General features: G+C 54.6%; 14 protein-coding genes, 1 tRNA gene and 2 rRNA genes. 4 read left to right on the top strand and 13 right to left on the bottom strand.

Annotated features, from left to right (window positions below; all coding sequences use genetic code 11):
* Positions 1–65: 65 nt before the first annotated feature.
* Together yjbE and pgi are read right to left on the bottom strand one after the other, a co-directional pair.
* Positions 66–308: an exopolysaccharide production protein YjbE gene (gene yjbE, locus ACN9MQ_RS01250; RefSeq protein ID WP_014168186.1), complete on the bottom strand. Its 243-nt coding sequence runs from the start codon at positions 306–308 to the stop codon at positions 66–68.
* A gap of 367 nt (positions 309–675) precedes the next feature.
* The gene (pgi, locus tag ACN9MQ_RS01245) at positions 676–2,325 is read right to left on the bottom strand and encodes a glucose-6-phosphate isomerase (protein WP_151887084.1); all 1,650 of its coding nucleotides are present in this window, start codon (positions 2,323–2,325) and stop codon (positions 676–678) included.
* A 375-nt stretch (positions 2,326–2,700) separates the two neighbouring features.
* On the opposite strand from pgi, the gene lysC reads away from it, so the two are divergent.
* The 3 genes from lysC to ACN9MQ_RS01230 all read left to right on the top strand — a co-directional run bounded on the left by lysC (position 2,701) and on the right by ACN9MQ_RS01230 (position 5,410).
* On the top strand, positions 2,701–4,050 hold the full coding sequence (gene lysC / locus ACN9MQ_RS01240) for a lysine-sensitive aspartokinase 3 (RefSeq protein ID WP_014168184.1): 1,350 nt from the start codon (positions 2,701–2,703) through the stop codon (positions 4,048–4,050).
* Between the two features lie 92 nt (positions 4,051–4,142).
* Complete coding sequence (gene panS / locus ACN9MQ_RS01235) at positions 4,143–5,087, top strand: ketopantoate/pantoate/pantothenate transporter PanS (protein WP_014168183.1); 945 nt, start codon at positions 4,143–4,145, stop codon at positions 5,085–5,087.
* 50 nt (positions 5,088–5,137) lie between these two features.
* Positions 5,138–5,410, top strand: a complete 273-nt coding sequence (locus ACN9MQ_RS01230; RefSeq protein ID WP_014168182.1) for a DUF3811 domain-containing protein — start codon at positions 5,138–5,140, stop codon at positions 5,408–5,410.
* On the opposite strand, the gene rluF is transcribed toward ACN9MQ_RS01230, so the two are convergent.
* From rluF to metH, 3 genes are all read right to left on the bottom strand, one after another.
* Positions 5,411–6,280, bottom strand: a complete 870-nt coding sequence (gene rluF / locus ACN9MQ_RS01225; RefSeq protein ID WP_086462946.1) for a 23S rRNA pseudouridine(2604) synthase RluF — start codon at positions 6,278–6,280, stop codon at positions 5,411–5,413.
* A gap of 134 nt (positions 6,281–6,414) precedes the next feature.
* The gene (locus ACN9MQ_RS01220; RefSeq protein WP_014168180.1) at positions 6,415–8,046 is read right to left on the bottom strand and encodes a Na/Pi cotransporter family protein; all 1,632 of its coding nucleotides are present in this window, start codon (positions 8,044–8,046) and stop codon (positions 6,415–6,417) included.
* Between the two features lie 114 nt (positions 8,047–8,160).
* Positions 8,161–11,844 (bottom strand): methionine synthase, encoded by a 3,684-nt coding sequence (metH, locus tag ACN9MQ_RS01215; protein ID WP_426021601.1) that lies wholly within the window; start codon positions 11,842–11,844, stop codon positions 8,161–8,163.
* A 194-nt stretch (positions 11,845–12,038) separates the two neighbouring features.
* Here metH and iclR point away from each other — a divergent pair, with 194 nt between their 5' ends.
* Entirely contained in the window at positions 12,039–12,866 is an 828-nt protein-coding gene (gene iclR / locus ACN9MQ_RS01210; protein WP_020882862.1) for a glyoxylate bypass operon transcriptional repressor IclR, read from the top strand.
* Between the two features lie 43 nt (positions 12,867–12,909).
* Here the strand turns inward: iclR and aceK are convergent, their stop codons facing one another.
* From aceK to ACN9MQ_RS01170, 8 genes are all read right to left on the bottom strand, one after another.
* A complete protein-coding gene (aceK, locus tag ACN9MQ_RS01205) occupies positions 12,910–14,637 on the bottom strand; it encodes a bifunctional isocitrate dehydrogenase kinase/phosphatase (RefSeq protein ID WP_410389148.1) in 1,728 nt (575 codons plus the stop codon).
* Positions 14,638–14,725: 88 nt separating this feature from the next.
* On the bottom strand, positions 14,726–16,030 hold the full coding sequence (aceA, locus tag ACN9MQ_RS01200) for an isocitrate lyase (RefSeq protein WP_040018675.1): 1,305 nt from the start codon (positions 16,028–16,030) through the stop codon (positions 14,726–14,728).
* A 31-nt stretch (positions 16,031–16,061) separates the two neighbouring features.
* Complete coding sequence (aceB, locus tag ACN9MQ_RS01195) at positions 16,062–17,663, bottom strand: malate synthase A (protein WP_032681929.1); 1,602 nt, start codon at positions 17,661–17,663, stop codon at positions 16,062–16,064.
* Positions 17,664–17,933: 270 nt separating this feature from the next.
* Positions 17,934–18,863 carry a homoserine O-acetyltransferase MetA gene (gene metA / locus ACN9MQ_RS01190; RefSeq protein WP_014168174.1) on the bottom strand — a complete coding sequence of 310 codons (930 nt, stop codon included), beginning with the start codon at positions 18,861–18,863 and terminating at the stop codon, positions 17,934–17,936.
* Positions 18,864–19,071: 208 nt separating this feature from the next.
* Positions 19,072–19,506, bottom strand: a complete 435-nt coding sequence (gene tnpA / locus ACN9MQ_RS01185; RefSeq protein WP_041162689.1) for an IS200/IS605 family transposase — start codon at positions 19,504–19,506, stop codon at positions 19,072–19,074.
* A gap of 165 nt (positions 19,507–19,671) precedes the next feature.
* Positions 19,672–19,787, bottom strand: a 5S ribosomal RNA gene (rrf, locus tag ACN9MQ_RS01180).
* A 63-nt stretch (positions 19,788–19,850) separates the two neighbouring features.
* Positions 19,851–22,755, bottom strand: a 23S ribosomal RNA gene (locus ACN9MQ_RS01175).
* Positions 22,756–22,947: 192 nt separating this feature from the next.
* Positions 22,948–23,023, bottom strand: a tRNA-Glu gene (locus ACN9MQ_RS01170).
* Positions 23,024–23,050: the final 27 nt, after the last annotated feature.

The following is a 23,050-nucleotide window of genomic DNA, read 5'->3' as shown; positions in this document are numbered from 1 at the left end:
CCCGAAGGCTACTGAAAAGCCAGAATAACCACACCGAAGTGTGGTTATGATTAAAACACCCGTTATTACTGGGTGCTGGTGGTCGTGGTGGTCGTGGTTCCGGTATTGGAGCCATCACCGCCACCGGTTGCCGCCAGGGCGACACCCACGGCTGAACTTACGGTGCTGGCGCTGGACGCGGTAGAAATCCCCGCAGACGCAGACGTCGCAGCCGAACCTGCCGCTTCTCCGACCTGAACCGGAGCCGCATTAACAGATGTCGCCGCAAGCGCAGATATGGCGAAAATGCCATACAGTACTTTCTTCATAAGAATTTCCCTTCATTTAATGAATGGAGATTTGCCCAAAAAGAATTTCAGGCGGATTCGAGTATACACAACTAAAGGAGAGGGTTTGCCGTAGGGGTAAATAGAAGAAGGGTTTTCGGACAATTGGATAAAATGGAAACAAAAGGACGATTAGATAATAATATAAATTATATAAATCAATGAAATAGAATTAGATCCCGTGACGGTAATTATCCGTATTTTCCTAAAATAAACCGCAGCAATTAACAGGTTAACGGCTATTTTCAGATTAAACTCACTGCCGGAATTTGAGTTTAATAACAGACATCAGGAATTATCCGATAAAAAAATGCCGGCATTTCGCCGGCACTTTTTCATGACACTTTAATTACGCGCGCCATGCTTTATAACGGTTGATCAAACCATTTGTGGAGCTGTCGTGGCTGTTAATCGCGTTATCGTCACCCAGTTCAGGCAGGATACGGTTTGCCAGCTGTTTACCCAGCTCAACGCCCCACTGATCAAAGGTGAAGATGTTCAGGATAGCGCCCTGAGTGAAGATCTTATGCTCGTACAGGGCAATCAGCGCACCCAGGCTGAACGGCGTAATTTCGCGCAGCAGGATGGAGTTGGTTGGACGGTTGCCTTCGAACACTTTGAACGGCACAACGTGGTCCAGCGTGGCCGGATCTTTACCCTGGTCGCGGTATTCCTGCTCAACCACGTCACGAGACTTACCGAACGCCAGCGCTTCAGTCTGTGCGAAGAAGTTAGACAGCAGCTTCGGATGGTGGTCTGACAGCGGGTTATGGGTAATGGCCGGGGCGATGAAATCGCACGGAACCATTTTGGTGCCCTGGTGGATCAGCTGATAGAACGCATGCTGGCCGTTAGTGCCTGGCTCGCCCCAGATGATTGGGCCAGTCTGGTAATCCACGGCGTTACCGTTACGGTCAACGTATTTACCATTGGATTCCATGTTGCCCTGCTGGAAGTAGGCCGCAAAACGGTGCATGTACTGGTCGTATGGCAGAATCGCTTCGGTTTCAGCCCCGAAGAAGTTGTTGTACCAGATACCAATCAGCGCCAGCAGCACAGGCAGGTTTTTCTCAGGTGCGGTGGTGGAGAAGTGTTTATCCATCGCATGCGCGCCGGAGAGCAGCTCAACAAAGTTGTCGAAGCCGACGGAGAGGACGATCGACAGGCCGATAGCGGACCACAGAGAGTAACGACCCCCCACCCAGTCCCAGAACTCGAACATGTTCGCAGTGTCGATACCGAACTCGCTAACGGCTTTCCCGTTGGTCGACAGCGCGGCGAAGTGTTTCGCCACGTGCTTGTTGTCGCCTGCGGTTTTCAGGAACCAGTCGCGCGCGCTGTGGGCGTTGGTCATGGTTTCCTGAGTGGTGAAGGTTTTAGACGCGACCAGGAACAGGGTCGTTTCTGGATTCACGTTCTTCAGCACCTCGGCGATGTGGGTACCATCGACGTTAGAAACAAAGTGCATGTTGAGGTGGTTTTTGTATGGGCGCAGCGCTTCGGTGACCATGAATGGGCCGAGGTCAGACCCGCCGATACCGATGTTAACGACATCCGTAATCGGTTTGCCGGTGTAGCCTTTCCAGCTTCCGGAGATGATCGCTTCAGAGAAAGCTTTCATCTTTTCCAGCACTGCGTTCACTTCCGGCATCACATCTTTGCCGTCAACGATAATCGGAGTATTGCTACGGTTACGCAGCGCCACGTGCAGCACGGCACGGTCTTCGGTGCGGTTGATCTTCTCACCGGAGAACATGGATTTGATGGCGTCGGCCAGCTCAGTCTCTTTCGCCAGATCCTGCAGCTTCGCCAGCGTTTCTTCGGTAATGCGGTTTTTGGAGAAATCCACCAGCATCAGGTCATCGAAGGTCGCGGAGAACTTATTGAAACGATCGGCATCTTTCGCGAACAGGTCCGCGATGGTGACGTCTTTCATTTCATCATAATGTTTCTGTAGTGCCTGCCAGGCAGCGGTCTGCGTTGGGTTGATGTTTTTCATTAGCAATACTCTTCTGATTTGAGAATTGTGACTGCGGTCGATTGTAGCGCCTGCAAATAAAAATTGTGATGGTTTTTATGCCATTGCCCTGGCCTGCATCAAACACAGGTGAAAAGACCCGAAAAGTATAGCTGCTGAAACGCCCTTCAGGGGCGGCGAAATGTCGGTCAAAAGGCGGTAAAAAGGAGCATAAAATATGGCCCTGTTATAAGTCCTGTTACTGAGGGGTACCCCCCCATAAAAAATCCGCATAATCCCAGCATTGACAGGACCTCCCCCACATTTTATTTATAGGGCCGTATTTTGCGCCTGCACCTGTTCTCGTTTCATTCTTGTGCCAAGGTCGCTTTATTCATTCCCTGACACGAGGTTGTTATGACGAGTTTTGTGGTCGCCAAATTTGGCGGCACCAGTGTGGCCGATTACGATGCCATGAACCGCAGCGCCGATGTGGTGCTGGCCGATCCGAATACCCGCCTGGTGGTGCTTTCCGCCTCTGCTGGCGTGACGAACCTGCTGGTTTCTCTGTCTGAAGGACTGGAAGCAACCGAACGTTTCGTTAAGCTGGACGCACTGCGCAAAATTCAGTTCAACATCCTTGAACGTCTGCAGAATCCGAACGTGATCCGTGAGGAAGTGGAACGCCTGCTGGAAAATATCACTACCCTGGCTGAAGCCGCCTCTCTGGCGACCTCCACCGCGCTGACCGATGAACTGGTCAGCCACGGCGAGCTGATGTCCACGCTGCTGTTCGTGGAGATCCTCCGCGAGCGTAACGTCCATGCTCAATGGTTTGACGTGCGTAAAGTCATGCGCACCAGCGATCGCTTTGGCCGTGCCGAGCCGGATGTTGAAATGCTGGCCGAACTGACCCAGCAGCAACTGGCTCCGCGCCTGGCAGAAGGGATGGTGATCACTCAGGGCTTTATCGGTAGCGAAGCCAAAGGCCGTACAACAACGCTTGGCCGCGGTGGCAGTGACTATACGGCAGCCCTGCTCGGCGAAGCGCTGCATGCCACCCGTGTGGATATCTGGACTGACGTGCCGGGTATTTACACCACCGACCCGCGCGTGGTCTCTGCGGCGAAACGCATTGATGTGATCGCGTTTGAAGAGGCGGCCGAAATGGCCACCTTCGGCGCGAAAGTATTGCACCCGGCGACGCTGTTGCCGGCCGTGCGCAGCGATATCCCGGTCTTCGTTGGCTCCAGTAAGGATCCCAAAGCAGGCGGTACGCTGGTGTGCAAGAAAACCGAAAACCCGCCATTGTTCCGAGCGCTGGCCCTGCGCCGCCGCCAGACGCTGGTGACGCTGCACAGCCACAATATGCTGCATTCTCGCGGTTTCCTGGCGGAAGTGTTTGGCATCCTCGCGCGCCATAATATCTCCGTGGATTTGATCACCACATCCGAAGTGAGCATCGCGCTGACGCTGGACACCACTGGCTCCACGTCAACCGGCGACACCCTGCTGACGCAGTCGTTGCTGATCGAACTCTCTGAGTTGTGCCGCGTGGAAGTGGAAGAAGATCTGGCGCTGGTTGCCATCATCGGCAACAAGCTGTCGCGTGCCTGCGGCGTGGGCAAAGAGGTCTTCGGCGTACTCGACCCGTTCAGCATTCGTATGATTTGCTACGGCGCCTCCAGCTACAACCTCTGCTTCCTGGTGCCAGCCGATCAGGCCGAGCAGGTCGTGCAAAAACTTCATCAGAATTTGTTTGAATAAAATTCGTTAGCACGATAAACAATATCTATAAGCCGGGCACAGACCCGGCTTTTTTATAACTAAACAACACGACAATACTGCAAGGACTATCTATGTTATCCGCCATCACCCGGCTGTTCCCGTTGTGGGCACTGCTGCTTTCCGTACTCGCGTATTACACTCCCACCCACTTTACGGGCATTGGCCCGTGGGTCACGACGCTGCTGATGCTGATTATGCTCGGCATGGGCGTACACCTGAAAATTGACGACTTCAAACGCGTTCTGTCGCGCCCGGCCCCCGTAGCGGCAGGGATTTTCCTGCACTATCTGGTCATGCCGCTTGCGGCCTGGCTGCTGGCCATGGCCTTTAAAATGCCGCCAGATTTATCCGCCGGTATGGTGCTGGTCGGCAGCGTGGCCAGCGGCACGGCATCCAATGTGATGATTTACCTGGCAAAAGGTGATGTGGCGCTCTCGGTGACCATCTCTTCCGTTTCAACGCTGGTGGGCGTGATTGCCACGCCGCTGTTAACGCGTCTGTATGTGGATGCGCAGATTCAGGTAGACGTCATGGGGATGCTGCTCAGTATTCTGCAGATTGTGGTGATCCCGATTGCGCTGGGCCTGGTGATTCACCATCTGTTCCCACGCGTTGTCAAAGCCGTTGAACCGTACCTGCCTGCCTTCTCGATGGTCTGTATTCTGGCTATCATCAGCGCCGTGGTTGCCGGCTCTGCATCGCACATTGCCTCAGTGGGCTTTGTGGTGATCATCGCGGTGGTGTTGCATAACACCCTTGGTCTTTTGGGCGGTTACTGGGGCGGGAAGCTGTTTGGTTTCGACGAATCCACCTGTCGTACGCTGGCAATCGAAGTGGGGATGCAAAACTCGGGGCTGGCCGCAGCACTGGGCAAGATCTACTTCTCGCCGCTGGCAGCCCTGCCGGGTGCGCTGTTCTCCGTCTGGCATAATCTGTCCGGCTCGCTGCTGGCAGGCTACTGGTCAGGCAAACCCATTAATGAGCCCGCGAAAAAAGATGCAGTGAAACAGGGTTAATTTCCTTCGCTTGCTTTACACTGGAGCCTCCCCTTCAGGAGGCTTCAGCAATGGCTACACCACGTTTGACCCAGAAAGACATGACGGAAGCTGAGCAGCGCGAACTAAAAACGCTCCTCGACCGCGCTCGTATCGCCCATGGCCGCACGCTGACTAACGCCGAAACTAATCAGGTTAAAAAAGAGTACATCGATAAATTGATGGCTCAGCGTGAAACTGAGGCGAAACAAGCCCGCAAGCTGAAAAAAGAGCAGGCTTATAAACCCGATAAAGAAGCGACCTTTTCCTGGTCAGCCAATACCTCACCCCGTGGAAGGCGCTAATTAGCGCCCTTTCTTTTTACGCCCCGGCTGGACGAAGCGTTTGCCCGCAGGCTTGCCGCGGCTTTTCTCTTCTGATGGCGGCGCTTTCACCACCGGGCGCTTAATGGCCTGGGTTTTCGGTTTGGCTTTCGTTTTTGGCTTCGCTTCAGACGATGAATTCTCGATGAGCCTGAACAGCTCAATCAGTTCGTCATCCGTTAAATCACGCCACTCGCCCAGTGGAATACCGGACAGACTCACGTTCATAATGCGCGTACGTTCGAGCTTCACCACGTCATAACCGAAGTGCTCGCACATCCGGCGGATCTGACGGTTTAAGCCCTGCACAAGGGTAATGCGGAAAGCAAACGGCGCCTCTTTCTTCACCTTGCACTTCTTCGTGACGGTCCCCAGAATCGGCACACCTGCGCCCATACCGCGGATAAAGTCGTCCGTGATCGGCTTATTGACCGTGACGATGTACTCTTTCTCGTGGTCGTTACCGGCACGCAGAATTTTGTTCACCAGATCGCCGTGGTTGGTCAGGAAAATCAGCCCCTGTGAGTCTTTATCAAGGCGGCCAATCGGGAAGATACGGCTGCTGTGGTTAACGAAATCAACAATGTTGTCCCGCTCGCCGTCTTCCGTGGTACTGACGATGCCAACCGGCTTATTCAACGCGATAAATACCAGGTCTTCCGCATCACGCGGTTCAATGAGCTGACCATTCACTTTGACCACGTCACCGGGGACGACCTGGTCACCGATGGTGGCGCGTTTGCCGTTGAGGAACACGTTACCCTGTTCAATGTAACGGTCCGCCTCGCGACGTGAGCAGATCCCGCTCTCGCTAATGTATTTGTTTAATCGTGTTGATTGAGTTGGCAGCATAGTTTCTCCTGTAAAGGCGAAATATACCTTAGGTTTGGGCTGGTAAAAAGATTAGCCGACGGTTACCGGGCATCATGCCCGGCGTAAACCTGCTGGTTTTGTGGTTAACCACCTTATCAAGGCGCTTTCAGAGATTAATATTCATCTCGATCGTCGTCTTCATCCGGCTGCTCCATGACGCTATAAGCGACCGCGCAGAATAACGAGTTGAGACGCTTCATGTCCCCCAGCAACCCCAGGTGCAGGGAGCTGGTTTCAATGCTCTGGACGTTCTGCTGGTGCAGTCGTTCAACGTGGGCGTGCGAGTAGCGCCGGTTGAGGATACGGAAGCGATGTTTGTTACGACGCAAGCGGCGTGCGCTCGGTACGTCGCTGGAGAAGAAGACCAGCATTGCCAGCTTCAGGTTGCTCAGCAACTGCTCGTGCAGCGCCTCCAGCTCCTTCAGGCCTTCAACCGAGAAGGCGCGGCGCGCGGCAAGGGATTTGTCAGCAATTTCACTTCCCATACGCTCAACGATATCCGAGGCCTGCTCGAGGTTAAGCGACATTTCGATGATTTCCGCCCAGCGGCGGGACTCTTCCTCTGCCAGTTCATCCTGCGGAATACGCGCCAGGTAGAGCTTGATAGCGGTATAGAGCACGTTGATATCGTCCGCCAGCCTGCGCAGCTCTTTCTCTTCTCGCGGCTCTCCGTGCATGACCTTTTGCAGCCCTTCAAGCATCGTTTCCATGGCATCGCCCATGCGCAGCGTCTCGCGCGCGGCATTAGCCAGCGCCAGCGCCGGGGTATCCAGCGCGGAAGTGTCCAGATGCTTAGGTTTCAGACGCGCATCCAGCTCCGGTTCATCCCGGATAAGCCGTTCGCAGAAGCGGGCCATGGGTTCAGCAAAAGGCACCATCGCCAGGCAACGCACCAGGTTGTAAAACACGTGGAAATAGATAACCAGCTCAGCCTTCGGTAACGGGAGATTGTCCATCAGGTTGGCCAGCGGATAGACAAACGGCAGAATAATCAGGCTGCCCACCAGCTTAAACAGCAGGCTTCCGAGCGCCACGCGCCGGGCAGCAGCGTTTGCAGCGCTGTTATTGAGCATCGCCAGCAGGCCAGAGCCAAGGTTGGCCCCGATCACCAGACACAGCGCGACCGGGAAAGAGATCGCCCCCGCGGCGGTTAACGTCGCCGTCAGCAGCACAGCGGCCAGGCTGGAGTAACTGACGATGGCAAATACCGCGCCGATCAACGCATCCAGCATGATGTCCCCGGTCAGCGAGGCAAAGATGACCTGAACGCCGTTGGCCTCGGTGATGGGGGTCACCGCCTGCACAATCAGCTCCAGCGCCAGCAGGATCAACCCAAGGCCAATCCCCACGCGGCCAAGCTGTCCGGCACGCGTCTGCTTACGGCCAAGGAAGAAGATGACACCGATAAAAATCAGCAGCGGCGACAGCCAGGAGAGATCGAAGGTCAGGATACGCGCCATCAGCGCGGTCCCCACGTCAGCGCCCAGCACAATGACCAGCGCGGGTGCCAGCGCCACCAGATCTTGCGCCACAAACGAGGTCACGAGCAGGGTCGTCGCATTACTGCTCTGCACCAGTGCCGTCACGCCGATGCCCGCGCAGAAGGCGAGCGGCTTCTTCTCAACGCTGCTGCTGAGAACGGTGCGTAAGCGCGCGCCAAAGACGCGCATAACGCCGGTACGGACAATATGCGTGCCCCATACCAGCAGTGCTATTGCGGAAAGCAAGTGTAACAGGGTCAGCACGGAAGGTTCTCCTCCTTATCGTTCTACGTTTTTATGATTCAGTATAAGGGTTTAAACGTAAGAAAGAGACAGGGCGCCCAATGAGCGCCCTGTTTGTTGTAAGGAAAAGTGACGTTAGTCAGCGTCGTAGCCTAAATTGGGAGCCAGCCAGCGTTCAACCTCTGAGACACTCATGCCTTTGCGCAGGGCGTAATCTTCAATCTGATCGCGCTGCAGCTGCGCGACGGCGAAGTATTTGCTGTCGGGATGGCTGAAATACCAGCCGGACACCGATGCCCCAGGCCACATGGCGAAAGACTCGGTGAGCTTCATGCCGGTATGGGCTTCTACATCCAGCAATGTCCAGATAGTGCCCTTTTCGGTGTGTTCCGGGCAGGCTGGATAGCCCGGAGCCGGACGAATCCCCTGGTAGTTTTCGCGGATCAGCTCCTCGTTGCTGAGGTTCTCATTGGCCGCGTAGCCCCAGTGTACCTTGCGCACGCGCTCGTGGAGATACTCTGCGAAGGCTTCCGCCAGACGATCGGCAATCGCTTTCACCATGATTTTATTGTAATCATCGTGCTGCGCGTCGAACGCCTCCGCCAGCGCATCTTCCTCAAGACCCCCGGTCACGGCAAACGCCCCGATATAATCCGCTTTCCCGGAAAGCTTCGGTGCAACGAAATCGGCCAGGCAGTAGTTAGCAAAGCCCACTTTCTCGGTTTGCTGGCGCAGATGGCGACTTACTGCCAGCACGTGCGTGCGGGTCTCGTCGCGATAAATTTCGATGTCGTCGCCCACACGGTTCGCCGGGAACAGGCCCACCACGCCGCGCGGGTTGAGGCTTTTCTGCGCGCTCAACTGGTCAAGCATTTCGTTGGCGTCGTTGAACAGGCGTTTGGCTTCTTCCCCGACCACCTCATCTTCAAGGATGCGGGGATATTTGCCCGCCAGTGACCAGGTCATGAAGAACGGTGTCCAGTCGATGTAGTTACGCAGCGTCTCGATGCTGGCAGTGACGTCCTGAACGCCCAGACGATGCGCCACAGGGGGCGTATAGCTGGCCCAGTCAAACGCCAGATCGTTATCGCGTGCGGCCTGGAGTGTCACCGGCGGCGTCCGCGGTTTCTTACGGCCATGCTGAATACGCACGGTCTCGTACTCTTTGCGGGTACGCGCGACAAAATCATCACGCTGGGTGGCAGACAACAATGCCGACACGACGCCCACGGTACGCGAGGCGTTTTGCACATAAACCGTCGGGCCACTGTAGTTCTGCTCGATTTTCACCGCCGTGTGCGCTTTGGACGTTGTCGCCCCGCCAATCAGCAGTGGAATGGTAAAGCCCTGACGTTCCATCTCTTTCGCCACGTTGACCATCTCGTCCAGCGACGGGGTAATCAGCCCGGAAAGTCCAATCAGGTCAGCATTCACTTCGCGCGCGGTTTTGAGGATTTTATCCGCCGGCACCATCACGCCAAGATCGATAATCTCGTAGTTATTACACTGCAGTACGACGCCCACAATGTTCTTACCGATGTCATGCACGTCGCCCTTCACGGTGGCGATCACCATTTTACCGTTGCTGGAGCCTTTCTCTTTGCTGGCTTCGATAAAGGGTTCGAGATAGGCCACCGCCTGCTTCATGACGCGTGCGGATTTCACCACCTGCGGCAGGAACATTTTGCCTTCGCCAAACAGATCGCCGACCACGTTCATGCCATCCATCAGCGGCCCTTCGATCACTTCAATCGGGCGCGTCGATTGCTGACGTGCTTCTTCGGTGTCCTGTTCAATAAACTCGGTAATCCCTTTTACGAGTGAGTATTCCAGACGTTTTTTCACGTCCCAGGCACGCCACTCCGCCTGCTGAATGTTTACCGATGCATCGGATTTACTGCCGCGGTATTTCTCGGCCAGATCCAGCATGCGCTCGGTGGCGTCATCACGCCGGTTGAGGATCACGTCTTCTACGGCATCGCGCAATTCTGCCGGCAGGTCGTCGTAAATGGCCAGCTGTCCGGCGTTAACGATCCCCATGTCCATACCGTTACGGATAGCGTAATAGAGGAACACGGCGTGGATAGCTTCACGCACCGGATCGTTACCGCGGAAGGAGAATGACACGTTCGATACGCCGCCGGAGATCAGCGCATGCGGCAGCTCGCGTTTGATGTCTTCACACGCGCCAATAAAGTCCTGCGCGTAGTTATTGTGCTCTTCAATACCGGTGGCAACCGCGAAAATGTTCGGATCGAAGATGATGTCTTCCGGCGGGAAACCCACCTCTTCGGTCAGAATTTTGTATGCGCGGCGACAAATCTCAATTTTGCGCGCACGGGTATCGGCCTGGCCCATTTCATCGAAGGCCATCACCACCACGGCGGCACCATAACGGCGCACCATCGTCGCGTGGTGGATAAAGGTATCAACGCCTTCTTTCATCGAGATGGAGTTAACAATGCCTTTACCCTGAATACACTTCAGCCCTTTCTCGATGACTTCCCACTTAGAGGAGTCAATCATGATCGGCACCCGGGCAATGTCCGGCTCACCGGCAATCAGGTTGAGGAAGCGCACCATCGCCGCTTCGGCGTCGAGCATCCCCTCATCCATATTGATGTCGATGATCTGGGCGCCGCTCTCAACCTGCTGGCGGGCCACGTCCAGCGCTTCACTGTACTTCTCTTCTTTAATCAGCCGTTTGAATTTCGCCGAACCGGTCACGTTAGTCCGCTCCCCGACGTTCACAAACAGGCTGTCGTCACCGATGGTCAACGGCTCAAGGCCGGCCAAACGGCAGGCAACCGGCAGCGTAGGCAGTTGACGCGGCGGCAGACCCGCCACCGCATTGCTCATCGCGGCAATATGCTCTGGCGTGGTACCGCAGCAACCACCGACGATATTCAGAAAACCGGATTCGGCCCACTCGCGGATTTGCGCCGCCATGGTGTCTGCATCCAGATCGTATTCACCAAAGGCGTTCGGCAGGCCGGCGTTCGGGTGTGCGGTGACATAGCATTCAGCGATGCGCGAAAGTTCCTGCACATACTGGCGCAGCTCATCGGGACCCAGCGCGCAGTTCAGGCCGAAAGAGAGCGCTTCAGCGTGACGCAGGGAGTTGTAAAAAGCTTCTGTGGTCTGGCCGGAGAGGGTACGACCAGAGGCGTCGGTGATGGTACCGGAAATCATGATCGGCAGGTCGACGCCCAGCGCCTCGAACTCCTCTTTCACCGCGTAAATCGCGGCTTTGGCATTGAGGGTATCGAATACCGTTTCAATCAGGATCAGATCGGAACCGCCTTCCACCAGCGCTTTGGTCGATTCACGATATGCCGCCACCAGCTGATCAAAGCTGATGTTACGAAAGGCCGGGTCGTTCACATCGGGTGAAATCGACGCGGTGCGGTTGGTCGGGCCAAGCACCCCGGCCACGTAGCGCGGTTTGTCCGGCGTACGGGCGGTCCATTCATCAGCGCAGGCGCGGGCCAGCTTTGCCGCGGCAAGGTTTATCTCCGCCGAGAGGGATTCCATCTGGTAATCCGCCATGGCGATGGTTGTCGAGTTAAAGGTGTTGGTTTCGACAATATCCGCACCCGCCTCGAAATACGCGTTGTGGATCGCCGAAATGACCTGCGGTTTGCTGAGCACCAGAAGGTCGTTATTACCTTTGAGGTCGCATGGCCAGTCGGCGAAACGCTCGCCGCGGAAATCGTCTTCACTCAGACGATAGCCCTGGATCATGGTACCCATGCCGCCGTCCAGCACCAGAATTCGTTTATTTAACTGCGCACGCAGTTGCTCTACTTTGCTGCTCACACTTGCTCCCGACAACGCTCAACCAGGCCAAAAGGCCAGCAGTCCATACTGGCACAATCTCGCAGGGTGTAAAAGTCACACAGCGGTAACATGAGACATGTTCACTATCACTCATCCGATCAGTCAGGATAACGGTTGCAAAATCACTAAATAAAACGAAAATGATTTCCACGATACAGAAAAAGGAGTTCGTCATGGTCACGACCGTTCCCGCTAAACGCGGCAGAAAACCTGCTGCCACCACCGCCGCCTCTCAGGGCGGACAGGTTCAATCGCTCACGCGCGGTTTGAAGCTGCTGGAATGGATAGCCGAGTCGCACAGCAGCGTGGCCCTGACAGAGCTGGCACAGCAGGCTGGCCTGCCGAACTCAACGACCCATCGACTGTTGACCACGATGCAGCAGCTGGGCTTTGTGCGCCAGGTGGGTGAGCTGGGACACTGGGCGGTGGGCGCACATGCGTTTATCGTCGGCAGCAGCTTCCTGCAGAGCCGCAACCTGCTGGCGATTGTGCACCCTATTCTGCGTAAGCTGATGGAAGATTCCGGCGAGACGGTAAACCTGGCCGTGCTCGACCAGAGCGACCATCAGGCCATTATCATCGACCAGGTACAGTGCACGCAGCTAATGCGTATGTCGGCACCGATTGGCGGCAAGCTGCCGATGCATGCCTCCGGGGCGGGGAAAGCGTTTCTGTCGCAGCTCAGCGAAGAGCAGGTCACCGGACTGCTGCACCGTAAAGGGCTGCACGCCTACACCCACGCCACGCTGGTCTCACCGGTACATCTGAAAGAAGATCTGGCCCTGACCCGCAAGCGCGGCTATTCGTTTGATGACGAGGAGCATGCGTTAGGCCTGCGCTGCATTGCGGCCTGCATCTTTGACGAGCACCGCGAGCCGTTTGCCGCCATTTCGATCTCCGGACCGATTTCCCGTATGACCGATGACCGCGTCACGGAGTTAGGTGCGCTGGTGATTAAGGCGGCGAAAGAGGTCACGCTGGCATATGGCGGGATTCGATAACATCGGGTGCACCTGAATCCCTCTCCCGTCGGGAGAGGGGGCATTACACCGCATACCGGATACAAAACCGTTGTTTGCGGCGATAGGCATACACATCTTCCACATGCCCATTCTTGATGCGCGTCTGCAGACCCCGCCAGTAGCTGGCACGAAACAGGTCATCATGCATCTCTTCAAACAGTGGCCTGATGCGCGGGTCAGCGCACAGCCAGTGGCGAAACTCCTCAGGAAAGACATCTCCCGGTGAGATGCTGTACCACGGCTCGCCGGACAGTTCATCTTCCGGATAGCGGGGCTGCGGTATATCGCGGAAATTCACCTCAGTCATATAGCAAATTTCATCGTAATCGTAGAACACCACCCGCCCGTGACGGGTGACACCGAAGTTTTTAAACAGCATGTCGCCCGGGAAGATATTCGCGGCGGCAAGCTGACGGATAGCGTTGCCGTATTCTTCTATGGCATCCCGCAGTGCCTGACCTTCGGACTGCTCCAGCCAGATATTGAGTGGGATCATGCGGCGTTCGATATAGAGATGGCTGATGGCAATTTTGTCACCCAGATCGGTGATTTTCGCCGGCGCTTCCTGCAGTAATAACGCCATTAATGCCGGATCGATCTGCTGCTTATCCAGCACAAAGTTCTCGAACTCCTGGGTGTCCGCCATTCGCCCGACGCGATCGTGCTCTTTAACCAGCTGGTAGCAGGCGCGGACGTGAGCAGCGGTCATCTCCTTCTGCGGCGCGAACGTATCTTTGATGACCTTTAACACCCGATCAAAACCCGGCAGGGTAAAGACCAGCATCACCATGCCGCGAATACCGGGGGCTTCGATAAATTGCTCATCTGCCGTGGTGACATAGCGCAGATATTCCCGATAGCTTTCCGTCTTGGCGTGTTTCTGACAGCCAATGGCCATGTACAGCTCGGCGGTGGTTTTCCCCGGCAGGATCTCGCGCAACCACTCCACCAGAGCAGCAGGCAGCGGGGCATACACCATAAAGTAGGAGCGGGCGAAACCAAAGACAATGCTGGCCTCGGCGCTGGTCGTCAGGCAGGTATCAACAAACAGTTCACCGTCATCGGTACGATGGATGGGTAACAGAAACGGCACAATGGCCGACGGTGTCATCAGTTTACCGACCAGCCAGGCAGCCTTATTACGGTAAAAAAGCTCATTGGCAACCTGCAAATGGCTTTGCCCGAGCACCTCTTCGCCGAAGGTCTCCTTGAGATGCGCAGAGATATAGCCGATATCACGGATTTTATTCTCCCAGGGCAAACGCAGCGGCAAATCCGTTAATACGCGATGCAGGAGCTTTTCCCAGCCGCGATCGGGAAAGAAATCCTTCGCCAGCGGACGCGGAATAGTGCGAAAGCGGCGTTCCGGCTGAGAGCTAAAGATAAATAACCGCTCAGGAGATAATGAGCGGTGGTCAAATAACCGGCAATAGACGGAGTTGAAAAAGCTCTCCGCAATCTCGAAGCGCGGGTAATCAGGTAACAGATGGGTGTAATGCTCCTTCACGCGCAGTAAAAACTCCGCGTCAGGGATTTTGCCGTCGGTAATGCAGCGCAACTGCTCAACCACCAGACCCACATGGTGGTCGTAAAGGTGGATTCGCTGCTTCATGGCCTGCTGAACCGCATGCCAGTCGGCGTGCTCAAAACGCTGCTGCGCGCCGGATGTGACTTCCAGGAAACGTCCGTACTGGGCATCGAAGCCCTGCAGAATAGTTTGGGCAATCAGTAATTCCAGACCACGCGACATTGTTCATGCTCCCTCACCCCGGCCCCCTCCCGACGGGAGAGGGAGTATGTTCACAGGCCCGGCAGCGTGCCACCGGGCATTACACGGCTCAGAACTGGGCTTCTTCCGTCGATCCCGTTAAGGCGGTGACGGAGGAGGTGCCCCCCTGGATGATAGTGGTTACGTTATCGAAGTAACCGGTCCCGACCTCCTGCTGATGCGAAACGAAGGTATAGCCCTCTTTACCGGCAGCAAATTCCGGCTGCTGCACCTTCTCAACGTAATGCTTCATGCCTTCACCCTGCGCGTAGGCATGCGCCAGGTCGAACATGTTGAACCACATGCTGTGAATGCCAGCCAGCGTGATGAACTGATATTTGTAGCCCATGTCGGACAGCTGCTGCTGGAAGCTGGCGATGGTTTTATCGTCCAGTTTCTTCTGCCAGTTGAAGGACGGCGAGCAGTTATAGGCCAGCAGTTTGCCCGGATATTTGGCGTGGATAGCATCGGCAAAGCGTTTTGCCAGCGCCAGGTCCGGCGTGGAGGTTTCGCACCAGACCAGGTCCGCATACGGTGCATATGCCAGCCCACGGCTGATCGCCTGTTCAATGCCAGCATGGGTACGATAGAACCCTTCGCTGGTGCGTTCACCGGTAATGAACTCGCTGTCGTAAGGATCGCAGTCAGAGGTGATCAGGTCAGCCGCATCCGCATCGGTACGGGCAATCACCAGCGTGGGTACGCCGAGCACGTCAGCCGCCAGACGCGCCGCAACCAGCTTCTGAATCGCTTCCTGGGTTGGGACAAGGACTTTCCCGCCCATGTGTCCGCATTTCTTCACTGACGCCAGCTGGTCTTCGAAGTGAACGGCCGCTGCACCGGCCTCAATCATCGATTTCATCAGCTCAAAGGCGTTCAGCACGCCGCCGAATCCCGCTTCCGCATCCGCGACGATCGGCAGGAAATAGTCAATAAAACGCGGATCGTTTGGCTCAATGCCTGCCGCCCACTGGATCTGATCCGCACGGCGGAAGGTGTTGTTGATCCGATCCACCACGGTTGGTACCGAGTTTGCCGGATAGAGCGACTGATCCGGATACATGCTGGAGGCCAGGTTGGCGTCCGCCGCAACCTGCCAGCCGGAAAGATAGATGGCTTCGATGCCGGCTTTCGCCTGCTGCAGGGCCTGGCCGCCAGTCAGCGCGCCGAGGCTATTGATGTAACCTTTTTTGGCACCGCCGTGCAGCAGCTCCCACATTTTCGCCGCGCCGCGCTGCGCCAGGGTACATTCCGGATTGACCGAGCCACGCAATTTCACCACCTCTTCCGCGCTATACGGGCGGCGGATGCCTTCCCAGCGAGGTTGGGTCCACTCTTTCTTCAATTCTTCGATTTGTTGGGTACGGGTTTTCATGTGCAGATGCTCCATATTGTTGTGGGGTGAATTACGCCAGGAAGCGGTAGCCCGGCAGGGTCAGGAAGTCGATTAAGTCATCGGATGTGGTGATTTGCTCCATCAGGCGTGCGGCGTCATCAAAACGTCCGCTGCTGAAGCGGTGTTCACCCAGTTCGTCCTGGATCACCCGCATCTCTTCGGCCAGCATCTGACGGAACAGTGATTTGGTCACCGGCTTGCCGTTGCTGAGCGTTTTTTGATGGTGGATCCACTGCCAGATTGAGGTGCGAGAGATCTCGGCGGTAGCGGCATCTTCCATCAGGCCGTAGATCGGCACGCAGCCGTTACCGGAGATCCACGCTTCAATGTACTGGACGGCTACGCGGATATTGGCGCGCATGCCCTCTTCCGTACGCTCGCCCGCACACGGTGCCAGCAGGTGTTCTTCAGCCGTTGGGGCATCCTCATCACGCGTCACAAACAGCTGGTTTTTGTTCTCACCGAGTACGCGGTTGAAGACGTCCATTGCCGTATCCGCCAGACCCGGATGCGCGATCCACGTTCCGTCATGGCCATTTCGTGCTTCAAGCTCTTTATCGGCTTTCACCTTGTTGAGCACCTGATTGTTACGTTCAGCATCTTTGCTTGGGATAAATGCCGCCATTCCCCCCATCGCAAAGGCCCCACGCTTGTGGCAGGTCTTAATCAACAGGCGTGAGTAGGCACTCAGGAACGGTTTATCCATGGTGACCACCTGGCGATCCGGCAGTACACGATCGGGATGATTTTTCAGGGTTTTGATGTAGCTGAAGATGTAATCCCAGCGTCCACAGTTCAGCCCAACAATATGGTCGCGCAGCGCATGCAGAATTTCGTTCATCTGGAACACGGCAGGCAGCGTTTCAATCAGCAGGGTGGCTTTAATGGTGCCGCGCGGCAGGTTGAAACGATCTTCCGTGAAGCTAAACACTTCACTCCACCAGGCCGCTTCCTGCCAGGCCTGTGTTTTCGGCAGATAGAAATAGGGACCGCTGCCTTTTGCCAGCAGATTCTTGTGGTTGTGGAAGAAATAGAGGGCGAAGTCAAACAGACTGCCCGGAATGGCTTCGCCACGCCAGGTGACATGCTTTTCAGGCAGATGCAGTCCACGTACGCGACAGATCAGAACCGCCGGATTGGGTTTCAGTTGATAGATTTTGCCGGCTTCGTTGGTATAGCTGATGGTGCCATTCACGGCATCGCGCAGATTGATTTGCCCGTCGATAACCTTATGCCAGTCCGGCGCCAGTGAGTCCTCAAAATCTGCCATAAAGACTTTTACGTTCGCGTTCATGGCGTTGATCACCATTTTGCGCTCCACCGGGCCGGTGATTTCGACGCGCCGATCCTGTAAATCATCCGGAATGCCGCGGATTTTCCACTCACCACGGCGAATGGAAGCGGTTTCCGAAATAAACCCAGGCAACTTGCCATCATCAATTTCCTGCTGCTGATGAATGCGTGCCGCCAGCAGCTTATTGCGCGTTGGCGTAAAGCGGGTCACCAGTTCGGTCAGGAATTCGACAGCGTCTGCTGTCAAAATTTGCTGTTCTTGCTCGCCATGCGGCTGGGTAAAGGCCAGTTCATCGACCGTCGTTGCCTGTTGAGTCATTACTCTGCTCCTCATCAAAGATCCAAAATCACGCCCCCGATGCGAACGAAAGATCGTTGTGTAGTTTTCGCTCAGCAGAATTAAGACTATCTATATTTTTTCCAAAATCAAAAACAATTTCCATTTTAATTATTAAATGAACTTAACACATTGATTAATATGAAATTAAAGTTTTATTGTTTGTTGAGTGGTATTTCGGAAATGAAAAAGGCACCCGAAGGTGCCTGATGTGAATAGCTGAAACGCTTTAGGATCGTTTAGTACAGAAGATTACTCCAGCGTTGGATTCATGTGACGCAGATCGTATGGTGTGATCTGGTAGACGTAATAGTTGAGCCAGTTCGTAAACAGCAAATTCCCGTGGCTACGCCAGGTGGCTCTCGGTTTGTTCTGTGGATCGTTTTTGGGGAAATAGTTGTACGGAACGTCCGGATTCAGACCGGCTTCAACGTCACGGAAATACTCCGACGCGAGGGTGTTCGGATCGTACTCAGGATGGCCGGTAACAAAGGCAATGCGCTTGTCTTTACTGGCAAACAGGTAAGCATCCCCGTCTTCGGTTTCGGCCAGGATATCGAGATCGGTGTAATCACGAATCAGCTGTGCCGGAAAATCGGCGTAGCGCGAGTGTGGGGCCAGGAAGGAGTCATCGAACCCGCGCGTCAACAGGGCGTGAGGTTGAACAAGGTGGTGCTCGTAAACACCTGAAAGCTTCTCAGTGCGGGTTTGTTTGGGGATCCCATAGAGGATATTCAGGGCGGCTTGCACCGCCCAACAAACAAACAGCGTGGACGTGACGTGATCTTTAGCCCACTCCAGTACCTGTTTGATCTGCGGCCAGTAGGCAACATCATTAAATTCGACCAGGCCCAGCGGTGCACCGGTCACAATCAGCCCGTCGAAGTTTTCGTCGCGAATGTCGTCGAAGTTACAGTAAAAATTATTCAGATGCTCAGAAGGCGTATTTCGCGACTCACGGGCATCGATTCGCAGCAGCTGGATATCAACCTGCAGCGGCGAGTTCGAAAGCAAACGCAGGAACTGGTTCTCTGTTTCGATCTTTTTCGGCATCAGATTGAGAATAAGCACCTTCAGTGGGCGAATTTCCTGACCTGTAGCGCGTGAAGTCGTCATCACAAAGACGTTTTCATCACGTAAGAAATTGACGGCTGGTAGCTCGTCCTGCACCCGAATCGGCATAACCTCATATCCTCACAGCATACGTATAAACGTTTAGACATCCAGACAGCTAACGATACCCAGAAACAGGCTGAATGTCGAGTCTGCAAGCGGAAGGTGAGAAAGTTTCAAGGAGGAAGTAAGAAGCCCAAAAGTAAAAGACCACCTTCTTAGAAGGTGGCTTTTGAGAATGCCCCCTGTAAGGGGGGCTACTATCACTTTCCACTAACTACTCTAACAATTCCATCTGCTGTTCATGTGTCTGTTCCGTTTTCTCCTGATGCCGCACATATCGTCTGATTATTTCTTCATTTACCCCCACCGTATCTACAAAGTATCCGCGGGACCAAAAATGATTGCCCCATAGCTTCTTTCTTATGTGCGGAAAACGATTGTAGAGCCTGATAGCGCTGCGGCCTTTCAGATGCCCCATCAGAGTGGATATAGAAATTTTCGGTGGGACAATGACAACGAGATGTACATGATCTGGCTGAACATTTAGCTCCAGAACCTCACAATCTTTGATTCCGCAGAGAATGTAGATTGTCCTGTAAAGTTCTTTACCCAGCTTATCTTTCAGGATCCTGAAACGGTACTTCGGCGTCCAGACTATGTGGTATTTGCAACGCCAATATACATGTGATGAACTCCTGTAAAGCCCCATGTCGGTTTGTCTCCTTTTACTTGTGGTGAGTAAGCAAAGATATTCCGACATGGGCATTCTTCAGGCTAGAGCCTTACAGGAACAATCACCACCTCCCCAGGAGGTGGTTTAGGGATGACAAGCAAAAAACCCCGCACCATACGGTACGGGGTTCTTTTAATTGATGCCTGGCAGTTCCCTACTCTCACATGGGGAGACCCCACACTACCATCGGCGCTACGGCGTTTCACTTCTGAGTTCGGCATGGGGTCAGGTGGGACCACCGCGCTAAAGCCGCCAGGCAAATTCTGTAATCTGTATCAGCTGAAAATCGTCTCTCATCGCCAAAACACCTTCGGCGTTGTAAGGTTAAGCCTCACGGTTCATTAGTATCGGTTAGCTCAACGCATCGCTGCGCTTACACACCCGACCTATCAACGTCGTAGTCTTCAACGTTCCTTCAGGAGACTTAAAGTCTCAGGGAGAACTCATCTCGGGGCAAGTTTCGTGCTTAGATGCTTTCAGCACTTATCTCTTCCGCATTTAGCTACCGGGCAGTGCCATTGGCATGACAACCCGAACACCAGTGATGCGTCCACTCCGGTCCTCTCGTACTAGGAGCAGCCCCCCTCAATTCTCCAGCGCCCACGGCAGATAGGGACCGAACTGTCTCACGACGTTCTAAACCCAGCTCGCGTACCACTTTAAATGGCGAACAGCCATACCCTTGGGACCTACTTCAGCCCCAGGATGTGATGAGCCGACATCGAGGTGCCAAACACCGCCGTCGATATGAACTCTTGGGCGGTATCAGCCTGTTATCCCCGGAGTACCTTTTATCCGTTGAGCGATGGCCCTTCCATTCAGAACCACCGGATCACTATGACCTGCTTTCGCACCTGCTCGAGCCGTCACTCTCGCAGTCAAGCTAGCTTATGCCATTGCACTAACCTCCTGATGTCCGACCAGGATTAGCTAACCTTCGTGCTCCTCCGTTACTCTTTGGGAGGAGACCGCCCCAGTCAAACTACCCACCAGACACTGTCCGCAACCCGGATTACGGGTCTACGTTAGAACACCAGCCATTAAAGGGTGGTATTTCAAGGTTGGCTCCACGCAGACTGGCGTCCACGCTTCAAAGCCTCCCACCTATCCTACACATCAAGGACCAGTGTTCAGTGTCAAGCTATAGTAAAGGTTCACGGGGTCTTTCCGTCTTGCCGCGGGTACACTGCATCTTCACAGCGAGTTCAATTTCACTGAGTCTCGGGTGGAGACAGCCTGGCCATCATTACGCCATTCGTGCAGGTCGGAACTTACCCGACAAGGAATTTCGCTACCTTAGGACCGTTATAGTTACGGCCGCCGTTTACCGGGGCTTCGATCAAGAGCTTCGCGTTGCCGCTAACCCCATCAATTAACCTTCCGGCACCGGGCAGGCGTCACACCGTATACGTCCACTTTCGTGTTTGCACAGTGCTGTGTTTTTAATAAACAGTTGCAGCCAGCTGGTATCTTCGACTGATTTCAGCTCCACCCGCAGGGGCTTCACCTACATATCAGCGTGCCTTCTCCCGAAGTTACGGCACCATTTTGCCTAGTTCCTTCACCCGAGTTCTCTCAAGCGCCTTGGTATTCTCTACCTGACCACCTGTGTCGGTTTGGGGTACGATTTGATGTTACCTGATGCTTAGAGGCTTTTCCTGGAAGCAGGGCATTTGTTACTTCAGCACCGTAGTGCCTCGTCATCACACCTCAGCGTTAACAAGGAACCGGATTTACCTGGAACCTCCGCCTACATGCTTAAACCGGGACAACCGTCGCCCGGCTAACATAGCCTTCTCCGTCCCCCCTTCGCAGTAACACCAAGTACAGGAATATTAACCTGTTTCCCATCGACTACGCCTTTCGGCCTCGCCTTAGGGGTCGACTCACCCTGCCCCGATTAACGTTGGACAGGAACCCTTGGTCTTCCGGCGAGCGGGCTTTTCACCCGCTTTATCGTTACTTATGTCAGCATTCGCACTTCTGATACCTCCAGCACCCCTCACAGGACACCTTCAACGGCTTACAGAACGCTCCCCTACCCAACAACACATAGTGTCGCTGCCGCAGCTTCGGTGCATGGTTTAGCCCCGTTACATCTTCCGCGCAGGCCGACTCGACCAGTGAGCTATTACGCTTTCTTTAAATGATGGCTGCTTCTAAGCCAACATCCTGGCTGTCTGTGCCTTCCCACATCGTTTCCCACTTAACCATGACTTTGGGACCTTAGCTGGCGGTCTGGGTTGTTTCCCTCTTCACGACGGACGTTAGCACCCGCCGTGTGTCTCCCGTGATAACATTCTTCGGTATTCGTAGTTTGCATCGGGTTGGTAAGCCGGGATGGCCCCCTAGCCGAAACAGTGCTCTACCCCCGAAGATGAGTTCACGAGGCGCTACCTAAATAGCTTTCGGGGAGAACCAGCTATCTCCCGGTTTGATTGGCCTTTCACCCCCAGCCACAAGTCATCCGCTAATTTTTCAACATTAGTCGGTTCGGTCCTCCAGTTAGTGTTACCCAACCTTCAACCTGCCCATGGCTAGATCACCGGGTTTCGGGTCTATACCCTGCAACTTAACGCCCAGTTAAGACTCGGTTTCCCTTCGGCTCCCCTATACGGTTAACCTTGCTACAGAATATAAGTCGCTGACCCATTATACAAAAGGTACGCAGTCACCCCATAAAGAGGCTCCCACTGCTTGTACGTACACGGTTTCAGGTTCTTTTTCACTCCCCTCGCCGGGGTTCTTTTCGCCTTTCCCTCACGGTACTGGTTCACTATCGGTCAGTCAGGAGTATTTAGCCTTGGAGGATGGTCCCCCCATATTCAGACAGGATACCACGTGTCCCGCCCTACTCTTCGAGTTCACAGCCTGTGTGCTTTCGTGTACGGGACTGTCACCCTGTACCGTGCGACTTTCCAGACGCTTCCACTAACACACAAGCTGATTCAGACTCTGGGCTGCTCCCCGTTCGCTCGCCGCTACTGGGGGAATCTCGGTTGATTTCTTTTCCTCGGGGTACTTAGATGTTTCAGTTCCCCCGGTTCGCCTCGTTAACCTATGTATTCAGTTAACGATAGTGTGTCGGAACACACTGGGTTTCCCCATTCGGACATCGCCGGGTCAAAGGTTCATATCACCTCGCCGGCGCTTTTCGCAGATTAGCACGTCCTTCATCGCCTCTGACTGCCAGGGCATCCACCGTGTACGCTTAGTCGCTTAACCTCACAACCCGAAGATGTTTCTTTCGATTCATCACCGGTTTGCGAAAATTTGAGAGACTCGAACACACATAACATGTGTGTCGTTTCAATTTTCAGCTTGATCCAGATTTTTAAAGAGCAAATATCTCAAACGTCACCCGAAGATGAGTTTTGAGATATGTCGGCAGGTGACTTTCACTCACGAACCAGCAAGTGGCGTCCCCTAGGGGATTCGAACCCCTGTTACCGCCGTGAAAGGGCGGTGTCCTGGGCCTCTAGACGAAGGGGACACTGAAGTCTCAATCGCAAGACGCCTT

Origin of the sequence: Enterobacter sp. R-25, assembly GCF_049913205.1 — a bacterium.
In the GTDB taxonomy this organism is placed as follows: domain Bacteria; phylum Pseudomonadota; class Gammaproteobacteria; order Enterobacterales; family Enterobacteriaceae; genus Enterobacter; species Enterobacter ludwigii.
The sequence above is the reverse complement of the archived record's forward strand: the minus strand, read 5'-3'. Positions and strand labels throughout refer to the sequence as shown.